15 protein-coding genes and 1 pseudogene are annotated in these 17,536 nt (G+C 70.1%); 3 read left to right on the top strand and 13 right to left on the bottom strand.

Annotated features, from left to right (window positions below):
* Positions 1 to 161 precede the first annotated feature (161 nt).
* Genes ASE43_RS15525 through ASE43_RS15510 form a run of 4 tightly spaced genes read right to left on the bottom strand, consistent with a single transcriptional unit; the run spans position 162 to position 3,817 of the window.
* Complete coding sequence (locus ASE43_RS15525) at positions 162 to 1,442, bottom strand: TRAP transporter large permease (protein ID WP_056181083.1); 1,281 nt, start codon at positions 1,440 to 1,442, stop codon at positions 162 to 164.
* Positions 1,442 to 1,957, bottom strand: coding sequence for a TRAP transporter small permease (locus tag ASE43_RS15520; RefSeq protein WP_056181322.1), 516 nt, complete (start codon positions 1,955 to 1,957; stop codon positions 1,442 to 1,444). Before ASE43_RS15520 ends, ASE43_RS15525 begins: the two co-directional genes overlap by 1 nt.
* A 43-nt stretch (positions 1,958 to 2,000) precedes the next feature.
* Positions 2,001 to 2,993, bottom strand: a complete 993-nt coding sequence (locus ASE43_RS15515) for a TRAP transporter substrate-binding protein (protein ID WP_057161084.1) — start codon at positions 2,991 to 2,993, stop codon at positions 2,001 to 2,003.
* Positions 2,990 to 3,817 (bottom strand): fumarylacetoacetate hydrolase family protein, encoded by an 828-nt coding sequence (locus ASE43_RS15510; protein ID WP_057161083.1) that lies wholly within the window; start codon positions 3,815 to 3,817, stop codon positions 2,990 to 2,992. Before ASE43_RS15510 ends, ASE43_RS15515 begins: the two co-directional genes overlap by 4 nt.
* A gap of 154 nt (positions 3,818 to 3,971) precedes the next feature.
* On the opposite strand from ASE43_RS15510, the gene ASE43_RS15505 reads away from it, so the two are divergent.
* On the top strand, positions 3,972 to 5,309 hold the full coding sequence (locus tag ASE43_RS15505) for a pectate lyase (protein WP_157499980.1): 1,338 nt from the start codon (positions 3,972 to 3,974) through the stop codon (positions 5,307 to 5,309).
* Positions 5,310 to 5,319: 10 nt separating this feature from the next.
* Here the strand turns inward: ASE43_RS15505 and ASE43_RS15500 are convergent, their stop codons facing one another.
* The 3 genes from ASE43_RS15500 to ASE43_RS15490 form a co-directional block, all read right to left on the bottom strand.
* Complete coding sequence (locus ASE43_RS15500; RefSeq protein ID WP_082607314.1) at positions 5,320 to 6,099, bottom strand: rhamnogalacturonan acetylesterase; 780 nt, start codon at positions 6,097 to 6,099, stop codon at positions 5,320 to 5,322.
* Positions 6,100 to 6,107: 8 nt separating this feature from the next.
* Positions 6,108 to 7,211, bottom strand: a complete 1,104-nt coding sequence (locus ASE43_RS15495; protein WP_057161082.1) for a pectinesterase family protein — start codon at positions 7,209 to 7,211, stop codon at positions 6,108 to 6,110.
* Between the two features lie 103 nt (positions 7,212 to 7,314).
* Entirely contained in the window at positions 7,315 to 10,131 is a 2,817-nt protein-coding gene (locus ASE43_RS15490) for a TonB-dependent receptor (RefSeq protein WP_057161081.1), read from the bottom strand.
* 190 nt (positions 10,132 to 10,321) lie between these two features.
* Here ASE43_RS15490 and ASE43_RS15485 point away from each other — a divergent pair, with 190 nt between their 5' ends.
* Positions 10,322 to 11,341 (top strand): sugar kinase, encoded by a 1,020-nt coding sequence (locus ASE43_RS15485; RefSeq protein ID WP_057161080.1) that lies wholly within the window; start codon positions 10,322 to 10,324, stop codon positions 11,339 to 11,341.
* A 14-nt stretch (positions 11,342 to 11,355) separates the two neighbouring features.
* Here the strand turns inward: ASE43_RS15485 and ASE43_RS15480 are convergent, their stop codons facing one another.
* The 5 genes from ASE43_RS15480 to ASE43_RS15460 form a co-directional block, all read right to left on the bottom strand.
* Positions 11,356 to 12,117: an endonuclease/exonuclease/phosphatase family protein gene (locus ASE43_RS15480; protein ID WP_056181063.1), complete on the bottom strand. Its 762-nt coding sequence runs from the start codon at positions 12,115 to 12,117 to the stop codon at positions 11,356 to 11,358.
* Between the two features lie 22 nt (positions 12,118 to 12,139).
* Positions 12,140 to 13,009 (bottom strand): thiol:disulfide interchange protein DsbA/DsbL, encoded by an 870-nt coding sequence (locus ASE43_RS15475; protein WP_082576579.1) that lies wholly within the window; start codon positions 13,007 to 13,009, stop codon positions 12,140 to 12,142.
* Between the two features lie 150 nt (positions 13,010 to 13,159).
* On the bottom strand, positions 13,160 to 13,846 hold the full coding sequence (locus ASE43_RS15470; RefSeq protein WP_057161079.1) for a thiol:disulfide interchange protein DsbA/DsbL: 687 nt from the start codon (positions 13,844 to 13,846) through the stop codon (positions 13,160 to 13,162).
* A gap of 158 nt (positions 13,847 to 14,004) precedes the next feature.
* Positions 14,005 to 14,811: a thiol:disulfide interchange protein DsbA/DsbL gene (locus ASE43_RS15465; RefSeq protein ID WP_057161078.1), complete on the bottom strand. Its 807-nt coding sequence runs from the start codon at positions 14,809 to 14,811 to the stop codon at positions 14,005 to 14,007.
* A gap of 160 nt (positions 14,812 to 14,971) precedes the next feature.
* Entirely contained in the window at positions 14,972 to 15,844 is an 873-nt protein-coding gene (locus tag ASE43_RS15460) for a c-type cytochrome (RefSeq protein ID WP_056181054.1), read from the bottom strand.
* A gap of 186 nt (positions 15,845 to 16,030) precedes the next feature.
* Between ASE43_RS15460 and yihA the strand changes: the two genes are divergently transcribed.
* On the top strand, positions 16,031 to 16,654 hold the full coding sequence (gene yihA, locus ASE43_RS15455; protein ID WP_057161077.1) for a ribosome biogenesis GTP-binding protein YihA/YsxC: 624 nt from the start codon (positions 16,031 to 16,033) through the stop codon (positions 16,652 to 16,654).
* Between the two features lie 637 nt (positions 16,655 to 17,291).
* Here the strand turns inward: yihA and ASE43_RS22690 are convergent.
* Positions 17,292 to 17,486 (bottom strand): annotated as a pseudogene (locus ASE43_RS22690) (DUF2007 domain-containing protein); the annotation flags it as partial.
* Between the last annotated feature and the right edge of the window lie 50 nt (positions 17,487 to 17,536).

The raw sequence follows: 17,536 nt of genomic DNA, 5'->3' as shown, positions 1-17,536 counted from the left end.
CCGCATCGGCGGAACGGGCGCTGCGCGGTCCGCGGCGCGAGCCGCGCGGGGGGGCAGGATTCATGGCGGCTCGGCGACGGGGAAACGAGCCGGTGCGGACACCGGGGCTGAGCCGATTCTAGCCGCCTGCGCCGGCGATGTCCCCGGTGGACATCGCGTGCCTACTTCAACAGCGCCGGCAGCCACAGCGACAGCTGCGGCACGAAGGTCACCACCAGCAGCACCGCCAGCGCGGCCAGCCAGAACGGCCAGATCGTGCGCAGGGTCTCGCCTATGCTGATCTTGCCGATCGCCGTGCCCACGAACAGCACCGAGCCCAGCGGCGGCGAGATCAGGCTGATGCCGCCCTTGAGAATCAGGATCACGCCGAAGTGCACCGGGTCGACGCCGATCGCCTTGGCCAGCGGCAGGAAGATCGGCGTGCAGATGATGATCATCGGCGCCAGGTCCATGAAGGTGCCCAGCACCAGCAGGATCAGGATCATCAGCAACAGCAGCAGGTTCTTGTCGGTGGTCAGCGAGGTCAAGGCCTCGACCGCGGCGGTGGGCACTTGCAGATAGGCCAGCAGCCAGCCGAACGAGGCCGCCGAGGCGATCACGAACAGGATCATGCCGGTGGTGCGCGCGGCGCCGGTGACGGTCTCCAGGAAATCGCGCCAGCGCAGATTGCGATAGACCAGCGCGGTCACCAGCAGCGCGTAGACCACGGCGATGGCCGCGCTTTCGACCGCGGTGAAGATGCCGGCGCGGATGCCGACGAAGATCAGGGCCACCAGCAACAAGCCCGGCAGCGCGGCGACGAAACGGCGCAGCACGATGCCGAAGCCGGGGAAGGGCTCGACCGCGTAGCCGCGCCGGCGCGCGATCACCCAGCAGGTCGCCATCAGGGTGACCGTCATCAGCAGCGCCGGAACGATGCCGGCGGCGAACAGGTCGGCGATGGAGATGCTGCCGCCGGCCGAGGCCGAGTACAGAATCAGGTTATGCGAGGGCGGCACCAGCAGCGCGACCATGGATGCGGTCATGGTCACGTTGACGGCGAAGTCGCGGTCGAAGCCGCGCTTGACCATCTGCGGGATCATCGCGCCGCCGATCGCCGAGACGTCGGCGATGGCCGAGCCGGACACGCCGCCGAAGAACAGCGAGGACAGCACGCTGACCTGGCCCAGGCCGCCGCGCAGATGCCCGACCAGGGCCGACGCCAAGCCGATCAGGCGTTCGGAGATGCCGCCGCGCAGCATGATTTCGCCGGCGAAGATGAAAAGCGGAATCGCGATCAGCGATGCCGAGCCGGCGCCGGCCGCGGTCTGCTGCACTACCACGATCGGCGGCAGGCCGATGCAGATCAGGGTCGCCAATGCGGCCGAGGACAGGGCGTAGGCCACCGGCACGCCGACGATCAGCAGCACGGCGAACACGCCGAAAAGTATCGCGACTTCCATCAGGCGCTCCGGTGGGGGTCGGTGAGCGGCGCGGTCAGGGCCGCGACCATGCGTTGCAACGCGAACACCGCCATCAGCGCGCCGCCCAGCGCCATCGGCGCGTACACCGCGCTCTGCGGCAGCGGTGCGCCGGCCATGGGGATGTCCAGTCCGTCCAGCAGCAGTTCCCCGCCCCACACCGCCAGTACCGCGCCGATGCTGGCGATCACCAGGTTGGAGAACGCGAGCAGCCAGCGCCGCACGGCCGGGCGCGAGCGGTGGACCAGGATGAAGAAGCCGAAGTGCGAGCCGCGGTGCACGCCGGCGGCGGCGCCGAAACTCATGGCGGTGTTCAGCAGCAGCAGCGCGACCGGCTCGGTCCAGCCCGGCGAATCGTTGAGCACGTAGCGCGCGAACACCTGCAGGGCCTGCACCGCGACCATGCCGACCAGAGCGGCGCCGGCGATGGCGACCGCGATGCCGGCCAGCCGATCCAGCGCGCCGCGCGGCGCGGTCCGGTCCTGCTGGTGTTCGATGTCCGCGTTCGCGGCGAGGGGAGCGTCTGCCACGGGATCTGCCTCAGGCCAGGGAACGGATGCGGCGGTACAGGGATTCGATCGCCGGGTTGCGGTGGTAGTCGTCCAGCAGCGGCTGCACCGCGGCGCGGAACGCGGGCAGGTCGCAGTCGTTGATGCGCACGCCGCCGGCGACCACCGCCGCGCGCGCCACCGCTTCGGATTCGTCCCACAAGCTGCGCATCACCGCCACCGAGCGGCGCGCGATGTCCAGCAGCAGGGCGCGGTCGTCGGCGCGCAGCGAATCGAAACTGCGTCGCGACATCAGCAGCACGTCCGGCGCGTAGGAATGCTGGGTCTGCGACCAGTAGCGCGCGGCCTCGAACTGGCGGCTGGAGTGGTAGCTGCGCAGATTGTTTTCGGCGCCGTCGATCAGATGCGTCTGCAGCGCCGAGAACACTTCGCCGTAGGCCAGCGGGGTCGGATTGCCGCCGAGCAGGCGGATCATGCGCATGAAGATGTCCGAGGCCGGCACGCGGAACTTCAGGCCGTGCATGTCGGCCGGGGTGCGGATCGGGCGGCGCACGTTGTAGAAGCAGCGCGCGCCGCAGTCGTAGATCGCCAGGCCGACCAGCTCGCGGCGGTCGAAGTCGCGCAGCACGGCCGCGCCGACTTCGCCGTCCAGCGCGCGGCGCAGGTGCGCGACCGAGTCGAACACATAGGGCAGCGACAGCGCCTGGGTCAGCGGGAAGGCGTTGTTGAGCGCGCCGCTGTAGACGCGGGTGATGTCGATCGCGCCGAAGCGCGCCATGTCGATCGCCTCGGACTCGCGACCGAGCTGGCCGGAGTGGTACAGACGCAGGCGCAGGCGGCCGTCGGTGGCGCGCTCGAGCTCGCGCCCGATCCACTGCACCGCGGCCACGGTCGGGTAGTCCTTGACGTGCACGTCGGTAGCGGTGAGCAAGCGGCTGCCGTCGCCCGCGCGCAATCCGGCCGAGGTCGCGGCCAGCGCGCAGGCTGCGCCGAGGCCGCCCAAGACTTGGCGACGAGTGGTCATGCCGGCTCCCCGCTTGCGCGCACCGCCTCGCAGTGCAACTGGCCCCAGCGCCCGAACGAGATCATCGCGCGTTGTCCGGCCAGGATGTCGTGGATGCCGGTGGCCGCGCCGGTGGTGACCAGCATGCCGGCCTTGAGCGGATAGCCGCGGCGCGCGCAACGCGACAAGGCGAACGCCAGCGCGGCGAGCAGGCCGCCGGCGATCGAACCCGCGCCGCCGCGTCCGACCGAGGTGTCGTCGATAAAGGTTTCGCAGCGCAGGTCGGCGTCGGCCAGTGCGCGCCAATCCGGAATCTCCGGGCCGACGACCAGGCCTGCGTTGTTGCCGAAGTCCGAGACCACGATAGGCGGGCCCAGGGTGTTGATGTCGGGCAGCGGACTGCCGGCCAGCTCGATCCCGATCAGCAGGGCCTCGACCAGATCCGCGGCCTGCTCGTGGTCGAACTCGGTGCGGCCTGCGGGCGCGTCGCGGCCGAGCCGGAACACGAACTCGGCCTCGACCGCGGCGAAGCCGCCCTCGATCACCTCGAAGCGCGCCGTTTGTCCACCGGTGGCGGTCTGAACCGCGTTGGCGAAGATCGGGCCGACCAGGCGCTCCTCGCCCAGCCGGGTTTCCCAGGCCGGCGGGATGCGCCCGACCTTCCAGCCCGCGATCGGCTGCGGCCACTGGCCGATGGCTCGGTCCTGGATCGCGTAGCCCTGATCCAGCGTGGCCGGCAGCGGACCGGGGTAGTCGGGCAGCGCGCGCGCGCCGCGGCGTGCCGCGACCAGCCGGTGGGCGATCGCGGCGCCTGCGCTGCCGTCGTCGATGGTCGGTGTCTGCATGCCGGATCGGGTCCCCTGCGGCGTTTCCTGTCCGGAACTGTTGTATAGGAAACCGGTGTCATTGACAATCCAAGCTAGACTCCATGCAGCGGAAGGGGACTGATCGATGATCCAGCGGGCAGGGTGGGACGGCGCGGCGAAGACGGCGCGGAACGTGGGGGGACGCGGGCTGCGCTGGCTGGCCGTCGGCCTGCTCGGCCTGGCCTGCGCCGGCGTACCGGCCGCCGAAAAGCCGGCCGCCGATGGCGGCGCACTCGCCTTCCCGGGCGCGCAGGGCTGGGCCGCGCACACGCCCGGCGGCCGTGGCGGCCGCATCATCCGGGTCACCACCCTGGCCGCGAACGGGCCGGGCTCCTTCGCCGAAGCGGTGGCCGCGAGCGGGCCGCGCATCGTGGTGTTCGAGGTCGGCGGTGTGATCGACCTGCAGCGCCAGGAACTACGCATCGCCGAACCCTATCTCACCGTCGCCGGACAGACCGCGCCGCAACCGGGCGTCACCTTCATCCGCGGCGGTTTGATCATCGCTACCCACGACGTGGTCGTGCGGCATATCCGGGTGCGCCCGGGCGAAGCCGGCGCGGCCAAGATGGCCGGTCCGGATTTCGACGCCATCACCACCGTGCGCGGTGCGCGCGACGTGATCGTCGACCATTGCTCGCTGACCTGGGCCACCGACGAGAATCTGTCCGCCTCCAGCACCCGCTTTCACGGCGAAAGCGAGAAAGACTGGATGGAGAACGCCTCGCGCCGCATCACCTTCAGCAACAACCTGCTCGCCGAGGGCTTGTCCAACGCTACTCACGTCAAGGGCGAGCACTCCAAGGGCTCGCTGATCCACGATCACGTCAACGAGGTGCTGATCGTCGGCAACCTCTACGCGCACAACTACGAGCGCAATCCGCTGTTCAAGGGCGGCGCGCGCGGCCAGGTCATCAACAACCTGATCTACAACCCCGGCCAGCGCGCGCTGCACTACAACCTGATCGCCGAGGAATGGCTGGGCCACCCCTATTCGACCGGGCAGATGGTCGCGCGCGGCAACGTGATGCGCGCCGGCCCTTCGACCGAGGAGCTCGCGTTCTTCATGGTCGGCGGCTCCGGCGATGTCGAGTACTACGCTGAGGACAACCTCGCCGTCGACCGCCTCGGCCGTCCCTTGCCCCAGCAGGGGCGCTACACCACCACGCCGCTGCGCGTGATCCAGCCCGCCCAGGCGCCGCCGCTGCCGTTCGGCGTGCGCCTGCTGCCGTCGGCGCAGGTGCAGGACGCGGTGATCGCGCAGGCGGGCGCGCGGCCCTGGGACCGCGACGACATCGACCGGCGCATCCTGGCCGACACCATCGAAGGGCGCGGCAAGATCATCGACAGCGAAAGTCAGGTCGGCGGCTATCCGCGGCACGCGCCGACGCATCAGGCCTTCGTGCCCGAAGACTGGGACCTGGCGACGATGGAGCCGCTCAAACCGCTGCCGCGGCGCGCGCCCTTGAAGTGAGGCGCGCCGCTTACGGCGCCGCGTCGTCGTCCTTGCGTAAGCGCGAAGCCAGCGCCAGGTCGGTTGCGCGCAGCGCGGCGGCGAACTCGATCGCGATGCGGCGCGCGCCCAGCGGCGAGAAGTGGGTGTTGTCCTCGACGCCCTGCGGATAGTTGCGATGGGCGCCGGGCGCCAGCTGCAGGAACAGCCGTCGCGAGCCCTCCACGCCCGCCTCCTGCAGCACGGCCTGACTGCGCCGCTCCATATCGATCAGGGCCACGTGCTCGCGCGCGGCCAGCGCGCGCACCCGGCCCGGGTACTCGCCGTGGCTGTCCTGCACGCGGCCTTCGCTGTCGTAGCGACGGCGCGCCACCGGCGTAAGCAGGATCGGGGTGGCGCCGCGCGCGCGGACCTCGGCGACGAAGCGCGCGAGGTTGCGCTCGTAGTCGGGCAAGGGCGTGTAGCGGTCGGGCTTGTCGACCGACTCGTCGTTGTGGCCGAACTGGATCAGCACCCAATCGCCCGCACGCAGGCCGTCCAGCAGCGCCTGCCAACGGCCCTCTTCGATGAAGGTGCGTGTGCTGCGGCCGTTCTTCGCATGATTGACCACGCGCACGCTGCCCGCGCGGAAGCGCGCGGCCAGTGGCTCGCCCCAACCGGTTTCCGGACGCTTCTCCGGCAGTTTCCCGGCCAGGGTCGAGTCGCCGGCGAGGTGGATCGTGGGCACCGGCGAGGATGCGGCCAGCGCGCTCATGGACAGTGCCAGAGCCCAGGCGCACAAGCCCAGCAGCAAGCCAAGGCGCACGCGCATCGGCGCCCTCACAGCGACGGCTCCCAGCCGGCCAGCACGAGCTCGCGACGATGGCGCGCGAGCGCGGTGCGATCGAGCTGGCGCCGGCCCGGCGAGCGCGCCGCGCCCGGGCCGCGGCTGTCGTACTCGTACAAGCGCGCCGCTTCCGGCGCCAGCATCGTGCGCGCGCCGTCGCGTGCGGTGTAGCCCATCGCATCCCATCCGCGCGGATCAACGTGCGCATCCATCCAGCACGACAGATAGACGGCGGCGCCGACCGCATCGGGGTCGCCGTACTTGCCGTCGGGAAAATTGCGACCCGGACGCCACGCCCGCCCCAGCGCGACGCTGGCGTCGGCCACTTCGGCATCGCGGCTCAGCCGGCAGCGCAGAAAGCTCAGTCCATAAGCCTGCGCGCTGGGCGTGCAGGGCACCGCGACATAGCCCTGGCGCTCCTTGCCGGGCCGGAAGCGCGAATGCAGTACGCAGTCCTCGAACCAGGCGTTGCCGCCGCCGAACACGAAGTCGACGCTGCCGGCGATGCGGCAACGGCGGAACAGGCTGCGCCCGGCATCGACGAACAAGGTGTCCTGGTGCCCATGCAGATCGACCTCGTGCAGCACGCTGCGTTCGGCACCCGCGTCCAGCATCAAGGCCACCGCCTGCGCGCCGTTGGGGCCGATCGGTTCGAACTTCGGCGCGTTCAGATTGCCCACGTAGTCGAAATCGTTGCGAATGCTCAGGCGCTCGGCGCGGAAATCCGGCGCGCACACGATCACGCTGGCGCAGCCCCAGGTGCCCCAGGGCTCGCCGTCTGGACGCGCCATGCCGGCGGCGGCGTCGTAGCTCAGCACGCAACCGGCGCGATCCTCGCCGATCAGGTGGATGTTCGGTTTGTCGATCACCAGTTTCTCGCGCCACAGACCGCGATCGATGCGGATGCGGAACGGCCGGCGCCCGTGCGCGGGCGCGGCGGCCACTGCGGCGCCGACACTGGGGTAGACCGGCACGCCGGCGTCCGCGCCCGGCGCGCGCGACACGCGCGCGTCCCAGCGCTCGCCCGCGCGCGCGGGTCCGGCGAGCAAGGCGCCGCCGGCGAGCAGCGAACCGGCAAGGAAGTCGCGACGGTGCATGCGATGCGCTCCAAAAAAAAAAGCGCCGCGAGGTGCGGAACCGTCGAGGGCGGCGGCTCCGCACCCGCGCGGCGCGGGTGCAACTAGTGCGGCGCTGCGGACCTCACAGCTTGTAGCGGATGCCCAGGAAGTACTGGCGGCCGGTGTGGTGGTAGACCGAGGCGCGGTCGCCGACCGAATCCACCCACTGGTCGTTGTACTCGTCGGTGAGATTCAGGCCTTCAAGCGTCAGCTCGATGCGGTCGTTGAGCTTCCACGACGCCGACATGTCGAGGGTGGTGGTGGCCTTGGTGCCTTCGACGTCGTTGTTGTTGCGGCCCGGCACCGTGGTCAGGTAGTCGTCGCGATAGGACGCCGACACGCGCGCGCCGAAACGCTCGCCTTCGTAGTAGAGCGTGGCGTTGTAGGCGTTCTTGGACAGGCCGACCAGGTCGGTCTTCAGCGACGACGCGCCGGTCGAGGTCACGTACTGGATCTTGGAATCGACGTAGGTGTAGTTGAGCTGCACGCCGAAGTCCTGCCAGAACCCTTCCGGCAGGAAGGTGAAGGGCTGTTGATAGCTGACTTCGAAACCCTGCAGGCTGCCGCCGGGCGTGTTGACCGGGATGTTGAACTGGAAATCGTCGGTGGGCTGCGCGCCGGTGCCCGCGAGCAGGCTGTCGGGCAGGCCGGAGGTGTTGTACGGACGGGTTTCGCGCGAGGTCTGCACGAAGGTGTCGATGTCCTTGTAGAACAAGCCCAGGCCCAGCAGCGCCTCGTCGGCGAAGTACCACTCGAAGCTCAGGTCGTAGGTCTTGGCGCGGAACGGTTCCAGCAGCGGATTGCCGCCGTTGACCGTGCGCGCGCCGCCGCTGACGTTGACGGTGACGCCGGGGGTGAGATTGCCCAGGCCTGGACGCGACATCACCTTGGCCGCGCCGAAGCGGACCAGGAAATCCGGGGTGAGGTCGGCGACCAGATTCAAGGACGGCAGGGTGTCGTCGTAGCTGCGCTGCACCGTGGTCTGCACCGGCACGCCGCCGACGATGGCGTAGCCGGTCGAGGTCTGCTTGGTGTCGACCTGGCGCACGCCGATGTTGCCGCTGATCGGGATCGAGCCGATCTGGGTGTTGAAGTCGCCTTGCAGGTAGAAACCCTGGTCGCGCTCGGTGACGCTGCGGTTGTTGCCCAGTACCGCGGCGACCTTGTCGCTGACGCTGAAGATGCCGGTGTTGCTGTACAGGCCGAACACGCGGTTGAAGGCGTCGATGTCCGGGATCAGCCAGACCGAATCGTTGCCCGAGCCGACCCGGGTGTTCTCCAGGCCGATCAGCGAGGTCAGATCGGCCAGGGTGGTGCCGGCCGGCAGCGCCGGCGTGACCAGCTCCGAGGCGCGGCGGAACTCCCGGCTTTGGAAGGTGTACTCCTTGAACTGCGCGCCGCCCTTGAGCTTGAACGAGGGCGCGAGGTTCCAGGCGAAGTCGAGCTGGGCGGTGTCGTAGGTGTTGCTGGCGAACTGCGGACGCAGACGGACCTCGGAAATGCCGTTGACGAAGGTCCACTGGCTGGGATCGGTGACGTCGAAACCGTTGTCGATCACCGGCAGGCGATCGTTGCCGCGGTAGTCGTAGCTGTAACCCTGCACGTTCTGGCGATCCAGGGTGATCGTGGTCTGGATCGGGTTGTCGAACTCGGACTTGGCGCGGCCGACTTGGGCGTGCAGTTTGACGTCGTCGGTGAGCTCGTGGTCGGCGTAGAAACTGAACTGGGTGAACTTGGTGCTGAGCTCGTCGTAACGCGCTTCCGAACGCACGTCGACGTTGTTGAAGCGGCCGTAGACCAGGTTGCCGTTGGCGTCGACCTGACCGTCCAGCACCACGGTCTGCGGCTTGCCGGTGCCGGTGCGGCTGAACGACACCGCCTCGATGAAGTTCTCGGTGCGGGTGGCGTCGAACTTGGCGTACAGCAGGTCCAGGCCGACATCGGTGCGGTCGCTGACCTTCCATTGCAGCGCGCCGGTCACGCCCAGGCGCTGCTGGTCGTGTTCGAGCACGCCGTAGCGCGGAATGCGCGGATGGAACACGCCGGCGCCGCGCGCGGCCGCGAACGGCGAGGCCGCGCTGAAGCCGCCGCTGCTGGGGCCGTTGTCCCAGCGCACCGTGCTGTGGCCTTCCTCGACCAGGCGGCGGTCGGTGTAGGCCACCGACAACAGCGCGCCGAAGCGGCCGTCGCCCCAGGTGTTGCTGATCAGCGCCGAAGCGCGCGGATCGGTGTCGCCGGACAGATCGTTGTAGCCGACCTGGCCGCCGGCGACGAAGGTGAAACCGTCGTAGTCGAACGGGCGCGCGGTCTGCAGATCCACCGTCGCGCCCAGCGAGCCTTCTTCCACTTCGGCCGATGCGGTCTTGCGCACCTTGAGGCTGTTGAACAGTTCCGAGGCGAACACGTTGAAGTCGAAGCCGCGGCCGCGATTGGCGCCGCCGGAACTGTCGGTGCCGCCGGTGGTGGTCAGCGCCTCCATGCCGTTGATGCGCACGCGGGTGAAGTCGGGGCCCAGGCCGCGCACCGAGATCTGCCGGCCTTCGCCGGCATCGCGCGCGATCGACACGCCCGGAATGCGCTGCAGCGATTCGGCCAGGTTCAGATCGGGAAAATCGGCGATGTCCTCGGCGACGATGGCGTCGACCACGCCGACTTCGCCGCGCTTGATGTCCAAGGCCCGCTCCAGGCTGCCGCGGAAGCCGGTGACGGTGACCCCTTCCAGGTCCTTGGCCTCGTCGCTGGCGGCTGCGGCGGTGCTGCTGTCTTGCGGCGGCGTGGCCGCGGGCGGCGCCGCGGCCTGTTGCGCGAACCCGACCGCCGGCGCCATCTGCAGCGCCAGGGCGATGGCGCCTGCCAGAACGGTAACCGGTGTCTTTTTTGCCGCGCGTTGCGATTGCATCAGGATCCCCTCCCAAAGTGGTCCGACGGCTGTAAAGCGCTTATTGACTAGCTTGTAGCGCTTGCTATGGTGTCCCGGACGGCAAAATGACACCGCTGGTCAAAACCCTAGCAAAAGCTCGGGCCAACATCATGCTGCGGTGCGCAAAAGGCCATACAAGGGGCGGATCGGCCCGGGGCTGGGAGGCGGAATGAGTCAACGCATAGTGTGTTTCGGCGAAGTGCTGCTGCGCCTGGGGGCGCCCGGCCACGAGCGTCTGTTGCAGTCGCCGGCGCTGCAGGTCCACGTCGGCGGCGCGGAAGCCAACGTGGCCGTGGCCCTGGCCCGCTACGGCCACGAGGCGGCGGTGGTCGGCCGGATCGCCGACAACGCCCTGGGCGCCGCGGCCGTCGCCGAGCTGCGCCGCCACGGCGTCGACACCCGCGCGCTGCAAGCCGGGCCCGGACGCATGGGCCTGTACTTCCTGGAAACCGGCGCCGGCCACCGGCCCAGTAGCGTGCTCTACGACCGCGCCGATTCGGCGTTCGCGCGCGCGGATGCGCAGGCCTACGACTGGCCGGCGCTGTTGCAAGGCGCGCATTGGCTGCACCTGTCCGGCGTGACCCCGGCCCTGGGCCAGGCCTGCGCCGATACCGCGATCGCGGCCGCGCGCGCGGCGCGTCGCGCCGGCGTGCGGGTGAGCTTCGACGGCAACTTCCGCGGCAAGCTGTGGCAGGCCTGGAACGGCGACGCCGCCGCCCTCCTGCGCGAATTGATGGCGCAGGCCGACTGGATCTTCGCCGACCACCGCGACATCGCCATCGCCTTGGGCGTCGAGCCCGCGAGCGACGATGCCGAGGCGCGCTTCGCCGCCGCCGCGCGCGCGGCCTTCGCCGCCTTCCCGCAACTGCAGCGCGTGGCCAGCACCGTGCGCGTGCAGCACAGCGTCGACCGCCAATCGCTGTCGGCCCGGTCGCTGGATCGCGACGGCACCGCCGCGCGCACGCCGGTGTGCGAGCTCAGCGCGATCGTCGACCGCATCGGCACCGGCGACGCCTTCGCCGCCGGCGTGCTGCATGGCGCGCTGGCCGGCCTGGATGCGCAGGACAGTTTGCTGTTCGGTTGGGGCGCGGCCTGCCTCAAACACTCGGTGCCGGGCGACTTCGCCCTGTTCGACGCCCAGGACGTGCGGGCCTTCGTCGCCCAGGACGGCTACCACGTGCGGCGTTGAGGCCGGCGCCACGCTCAGCGCAGCGCGTGATCCGGTACTTCCAGTTCCAGCGACAGCGCCAGATGATCGGACTGCGCGGCCGGCACGGCGCGCGCCGACGAACAGCTCAGGCCGTCGCCGATCAGGATGTGGTCGATCGCGCGTTGCGGGCGCCAGCTGGGGAAGGTCGGCAGCGCCGCTTCCGGCGGCTGCAGGCGCGTGCGCTGGAACAGCGTGCGCATTTCCGGTTGGTCGATCGAGCAATTGAAATCGCCCATCAGCACCGCGTGCGGGTGGTCGTGCAGCAGTTCGGCGATGAAGGCCAGCTGCGAGGCGCGCGAGCCCGCGCCCAGCGACAGGTGCGCGACCGCGACGGTGAGCGCGTCGTCGTGATCGCCGAAGTGCGCCATCAGCACGCCGCGGCCCTTGACCCGGCCGGGCAGCGGATGGTCGATGACTTCGCGCGGTTCCAGCTTGCTGAGCAGGCCGTTGGCGCTCGAGGCGACGCTGCCGACCCGGCGATTGGGCTGGTGGCTCCAATAGTCGAAGCCGGCGCGCTGGGCCAGGTAGTGGGTCTGGTTGGTGAAGCCCGAACGCAGGCTGCCCGGGTCGCTTTCGTTGAGGCCGACGATGTCGTGCTCGCCGGCCAACTGGGCGATGGTGTCGAGGCTGCCGCGCTTGTTGCCGGCGGGCAGCACGTGCGACCAGCTGCGGGTCGCGTAATCGCTGTAGCGGCGCGTGCTGGACCCGGCCTGGATATTGGCGCTAAGCAGGCGCAGTCGTCGGCGCGTATCCATACCGGCCGGGTCCATGAGCGAATTACTGCGCGGCAGCCGCGGCCGGGCCGGTGGTGGCCGGAGCGTTGCCTTCGGCGGCCGGAGCGGCGCCGCCGCCGGCGCGCTTGGCGCGTTCCTGCGCGACCAGGTGGTCGGTGATGCGCAGCATGTCCTCGAAATTCTTGCCGATCACGCGGTACTTGCCGTCGACCACGATGTTGGGCGTGGACTCGACGCCGCTGCGGGTCAGGAAGGTTTCGGCGCGCTTGAGCTTGGCGTCGATCGCGAAGCTGGCGTAGGTGCTTTCGAACTGCTGCTTGTTGGCGCCGAACTTGGCGTAGAACTCGGCGAAGTCGACCGGCTTGACGCCGTTGACCGGCAGGCTGCGATCCAGGTGCACGGCGCGGAACATGGCCTCGTGGCTGCGGCCGACCAGACCCATCGACTCGGCGGTGTAGAAGGCCTTGGCGTAGGGCACCCAGTAGCCGCCGAACGGCGCGGCGACCGGGACGAAATTGACGTCGGCGGTCTGCTTGCCGCGCCAGGACACGACCAGCGGTTCGAACTCGGCGCAATGCGGGCAGGTGTAACCGAACACTTCGACCACTTCGATCTTGCCGGCGCTGGGCGCGTACGGCGTGCCGCCCGGGATCTCGACGTAGTCGGTGCCCGCGACCGGCGCAGGGCCGCTGGGCGGCGTGGCGACCGCGGCCGGTGCGATCTCGGCGGCGGCCGGCGCGGCTTCGGCGGTCGGCGTCGGCACCGCGTTGGCCGGGGTGGCGGCGGCGCTGGGCGCGGCGGCGGTGTCGGCGGCGGGAGCGGCGGCCTCCTGCTGCTGGGTGCAGGCGGCCAGCGCGAACAGCGCGGCGAACAGGATGGGGTAGCGGTGCGACGGGGCCAGGCGCGGGGTCATGGATCGAATCTCCACAAAACGGTCGGATCGGATTGGCGGCGCGCGCGCGGTAGAACCGTCGCGACACCGGGGGATGCGTCGGCCGTCAGGATAACGGCCGGCGCGCTGAACGCGGAGTGTAGGCGAGGCGGCGCGGACGGCCGTCGCGCATCAACGCTTGCTCTTGCCGCGGCTGCGTTCCTGCGCGACCAACTGGTCGGTGATGCGCAGCACGTCCTCAAGGCTGTTGCCGCCGGTCACGCGGTACTTGCCGGCGACGATGAAGGTCGGCGTGCCTTCGACGCCGCTGCGGGTCAGGAAGTCGCGCGTGGCCTCGAGCTTGGCCTCGATCGGCTTGCTGTCCATGGCCGCGGCGAACTTGTCGGCGTCGGCGCCGTAGCGCGCATAGAAGCTCGCGATCTCCTGCGAGGACGCATTGCTGATCGGCAGGCTGCGCTCTTCATGCAGGGCCTTGAACACGGCCTCGTGGGTCTTGGCGACCAGGCCCATGGACTGGGCGGTGTAATAGGCCTTGGCGTAGGGCTGCCAATAGCCGCCGAACGGCGCGGCCACCGGTACGAAGCTCACGTCCTTGGGCAGCTTGGCCTTCCAGGCGTCGATCGCCGGCTGCGCGTGCGCGCAATGCGGGCAGGTGTAGCCGAACACCTCGACCACCTCGATCTTGCCGGGCACCGGCGCGTAGGGGCGCCCGCCTTCGATCAGCTCGTAATCGCGGCCCGCTTCCAGCGCGGGCGCGGCGCTCTTGCCGGCGGCCGACGCGGCCAGCGGCAGCAGCGCGCTCAGGGCCAGGGTGGCGAGGGTCGTGAACAGTCGGGACGGCGTAGTGCGTGGGGTCATCGCAGGGTCTCGCGGCGATCGGGCGGGAGTGGGCCGCGTCAGCGGCGGCGTCCGGACAAAAAAAGACGCCGGCGTTAAGCATAACGGCCGGCGTCTCGAACCAGGAGTATCGGGTGTGACCGACGTCGCGGGCGGAAGTTCCGGCGCCGTGGCGGGCGTCAACGCGGGCGCGCGGCGCGCTCCTGCGCAACCAAAGTGTCGGTAATACGCAGCATGTCCTCAAAACTGGTGCCGATCACCCGGTATTTTCCGTTAACGATCAAGGTCGGGGTCTGGCTGACGCCGCTGCGCATCATGAATTGCTTGCCACGGTTGACCTTGGCGATGGTGGCGAAGCTGTTCATGGCCGCCACGAATTGCTGCGGATTGGCGCCGTAGCGGCCGTAAAAGCGGCCGATCGCGGCATCGTCGGGCTTGTCGCCTTCGCCGGGCATGCTCTGCTCGAGGTGGATGGCGCGGATCAGGGCGTCGTGGCTGCGTGCGACCAGGCCCATCGAATCGGCGACGTAGTAGGCGCGGGCGTAAGGGTCCCACTCCGGGCCGAACGGCGCCGGCACATAGGTCAGGTGCACGTCCGCGCCCTGTTTGGCCTTCCAGGCGTTGACCAGGGGCTGGAACTGCGCGCAGGCGGGGCAGACGTAGCCGAACACCTCGACCACCTCGATCTTGCCGGGCACCGGCGCGAACGGCTGGCCGCCCTCGATCAGCTCGTAATCGGTGCCTTTGACCAAACCGCTCTCGGCGGGCGCAGGGGGCGGCGGGCTTGCCGGGGCCGGGGACGCGGCGGCATCGGTGGGCGCGGCGGCTGCGGCTTCGGCCGACACCGCCGGTTCGCCTTCGACCGCGGGTTCGGCGGCGGTTGCGGCGGCCGGCGTCGCGGCGGACTGCGCGGGCGCGGCCTCGGGCTTGCAGGCGCCCAGGCTCAGCAGCGCGATCAGGAGCAGGGCAAGGCGGGTCTGGGGCATGGGTCGGCTCCGGGCCGGATCGTGGCCGGCCCGGGTGGGCCGCATCGGCGCCCACGATAAAAGAAATCGCGGCGGCCGTATGCGGTCGCGCGCAAACGAAAACGCCGGCCAGGGGCCGGCGTTTAGGCTCGGGACGCGGCGGCTGCCGCGTGCCCTGGGCTCAGGCGCCGGCGGCCGGCTTGGCCGCGTCGTCCTTGGCCGGCGCCGCCGGAGCGGGCGCGGCCGGCGCCGGTGCTGCGGCGGGCGCCGCGGCGGCCGGAGCGGCCGGCGCATCGGCCGCGGCGAAGTCCTCGGCGCGGTCGTGCAGGCCCTGCAGGTAGCTGGACAGCGCGCCGATTTCCTCGTCGCTGAGGTTCTTGGCCACGCCCGCCATCACGTTGAACAGGTGCGGATCGCGCTGGGTGGTGGTGCCGGCGCGGTACTCCTCCAGACGACGCTGCGAGTACGCGGCCTGCTGACCGGCGATGTGCGGGTAGGCCGGGCCCGGGTTGCCGGCGCCGCCGGGACCGTGGCAGGCCATGCACGCCGGGATGCCGCGCGCCTTGTCGCCGGCCAGGAACAGCTGCTGGCCGACTTCGAAGAACTTCTTGTCCTTGTTCGGACCCGTCGCGATCACGGTGTCGTCGGCCACGCCGGCGCCGGACTTCTGGGTCGCGAAGTAGGCGCCCAGGTCGCGTGCGTCCTGCGCGGTCAGCGCATCGGCGTACGGCTTCATCGCCGCGGCCATGCCGGTGTTGCGCTCGCCGCTCTTGAACAGCGCGATCTGGTGGGCGATGTAGCGCTCGCTCTGGCCGGCCAGGCGCGGGTACTGCGGATCGGTCGGATTGCCGTCGAGGCCGTGGCAGGCCGCGCAGGTGCCCGCCTTGGTGGCGCCCGCCTTGACGTCGCCCCACGAGGCCGGCTTCTCGACCAGCGGCGCGGCCTGGACCGGCTCCTTGTCGGGGATCGGCGTGATCGTGGGCTGGGCGTAGGCGACGGCGACGGCCGCCAGAACGGTCAGACCGACGATGCCTAGGACGCGGGCTTGGCTCATGTAGCTGGGCTCCGAAACACTGGGATGGCGGGCCGCGATGCGGTCGCCGGAACCTCGGAATTATCGTCGCGGGGGCAGGGCGGGTCAACGCGAATCGGTGCCCGCGAGCCGTTCGGCACGGCCTTTCGGGCCGAAAACACGGCCCGCGACGGGCGTTGGGCACCGTTGCCGTGCGATCCTAGCGGCATGGTCAATCCCCTCGCCCGCGCCCGCTACCTGTTGGCGGCGCACACGCCCAAGCAGCTACCGCCCGACGGCGGCTTCGAAGTCGCCTTCGCCGGCCGCTCCAACGCCGGCAAGTCCAGCGCCCTCAACGCCATGTGCCAGCAGAACGCGCTGGCGCGGGTGTCCAAGACGCCCGGACGTACCCAGCAGCTGGTCTTTTTCGATATTCCGCCCAGCACCGACCGCTACCTGGTCGACCTGCCCGGCTACGGCTACGCCAAGGTCCCGCAGGACCTGCAGGCGCACTGGCAGGCCTTCATCGACCAGTACTTCCAGACCCGCCAGGCCCTGCGCGGCCTGGTGGTGGTGATGGACATCCGCCATCCGCTCAAGGACTACGACCGCCAGATGCTGGGCTACGCGGTGTCGCGCGGCCTGCCCGCGCACGCGCTGCTGACCAAGGCCGACAAGTTCGGCCGCGGCCAGCAAACCCAGGCCCTGCTGGCGGTGCGCAAGGATCTGTTCTCGTCCTATGGCAATTCGGTCAGCGTGCAGACCTTCTCCGGCGAGTCCAAGCAGGGCGTGGACGAAGCGCGCGCGGTGGTCGGCGGCTGGCTGGGACTGACCGCGCCCGCCACCGCCTGAGTCGGCGTCAGGGCGCGATCGGCGCCGCGCTCACGATTTCCCCGCGCGCGTCGTAGCGGCGCGCGGTATCGAGCTTGCCGTCGCCGTCGCTGTCGAATTCGCCGCGGCTCGGCACGAGGCGTTCGTAGACCACGCGCTTGATCACATCGCCGCGGGCGTTGAGCCATTCTTCGCGCGCGAGCACGGTGTGTTCGGCCTGCACGCGGTAGTCCGGCTTGCCGTCGCCGTCCGTGTCGATGGTCGTGCCGAGCCAACCCCGCGCATCGTAGAGCTGGTTGGTTTCCATGTAGCCATCGAAGTTGTCGTCCAGCTCAAGCCCCGAGAGACGGCCGTTCTTTCCGTAACTGGCGATCTCGTCGTCTTGCCCGTCGTGATTGCGGTCGTTCTCGGTGCGCACGAGCTGGCCGTCCTCGTAGATCGAACGCTGGTCGGTCGCTCCGTCGCGATTGACATCGTCGGCCAGGACGTCGACGCGGGTACGCATCGCGTTCCAGGTCAGGGCGGCGCCGAACGCGGCGCCGAGCAGGGCCGCGACCAGCACCGGCGCCCAGCTACGCCTTTGCGGCGTCGCCGCGGCGACCTCGGCGGGCGCGGCGCCCTCGTCCTCGTCGTCCGGCGGCACCGGCATGCTTTCCCATTCGCGCACCACTTCCCGCGCCCGCGCTTCGTGCTCGTCGGCCACCGACACCGTCACCAGTCCGCTCATCGGCAACTCGCCGGCGCCGCCTTCCAGCAGGCCGCCGTTGACGAAGGCGGTCATGCCTTCGTGCTCCAGCAGCTGGCGCACCAGGTGCGCGTCGGTGGAATGCGCGGCGCGGTAGACGATTTTCATGAGGATCCTTTGGGCGATACGAGGGCTGCAGGTCGCGGAGCGAGTCTTAC

The sequence above is a fragment of the Lysobacter sp. Root983 genome (assembly GCF_001429345.1).
In the GTDB taxonomy this organism is placed as follows: Bacteria; Pseudomonadota; Gammaproteobacteria; order Xanthomonadales; family Xanthomonadaceae; genus Lysobacter.
Note: the sequence above shows the minus strand (reverse complement) of the source record. Positions and strands in the feature narration are given on the sequence as shown.

Bases quoted from the DNA above. Each gene is read 5' to 3' on its own strand.
- ASE43_RS15460 (WP_056181054.1), bottom strand. From the start codon at position 15,844: ATGAGCCAAGCCCGCGTCCTAGGCATCGTCGGTCTGACCGTTCTGGCG.
- ASE43_RS15515 (WP_057161084.1), bottom strand. From the start codon at position 2,993: ATGACCACTCGTCGCCAAGTCTTGGGCGGCCTCGGCGCAGCCTGCGCG.
- ASE43_RS15495 (WP_057161082.1), bottom strand. From the start codon at position 7,211: ATGCACCGTCGCGACTTCCTTGCCGGTTCGCTGCTCGCCGGCGGCGCC.
- ASE43_RS15475 (WP_082576579.1), bottom strand. From the start codon at position 13,009: ATGACCCCGCGCCTGGCCCCGTCGCACCGCTACCCCATCCTGTTCGCC.
- ASE43_RS15485 (WP_057161080.1), top strand. From the start codon at position 10,322: ATGAGTCAACGCATAGTGTGTTTCGGCGAAGTGCTGCTGCGCCTGGGG.
- ASE43_RS15525 (WP_056181083.1), bottom strand. From the start codon at position 1,442: ATGGAAGTCGCGATACTTTTCGGCGTGTTCGCCGTGCTGCTGATCGTC.
- ASE43_RS15510 (WP_057161083.1), bottom strand. From the start codon at position 3,817: ATGCAGACACCGACCATCGACGACGGCAGCGCAGGCGCCGCGATCGCC.
- yihA (WP_057161077.1), top strand. From the start codon at position 16,031: ATGGTCAATCCCCTCGCCCGCGCCCGCTACCTGTTGGCGGCGCACACG.
- ASE43_RS15470 (WP_057161079.1), bottom strand. From the start codon at position 13,846: ATGACCCCACGCACTACGCCGTCCCGACTGTTCACGACCCTCGCCACC.
- ASE43_RS15490 (WP_057161081.1), bottom strand. From the start codon at position 10,131: ATGCAATCGCAACGCGCGGCAAAAAAGACACCGGTTACCGTTCTGGCA.
- ASE43_RS15480 (WP_056181063.1), bottom strand. From the start codon at position 12,117: ATGGATACGCGCCGACGACTGCGCCTGCTTAGCGCCAATATCCAGGCC.
- ASE43_RS15500 (WP_082607314.1), bottom strand. From the start codon at position 6,099: ATGCGCGTGCGCCTTGGCTTGCTGCTGGGCTTGTGCGCCTGGGCTCTG.
- ASE43_RS15465 (WP_057161078.1), bottom strand. From the start codon at position 14,811: ATGCCCCAGACCCGCCTTGCCCTGCTCCTGATCGCGCTGCTGAGCCTG.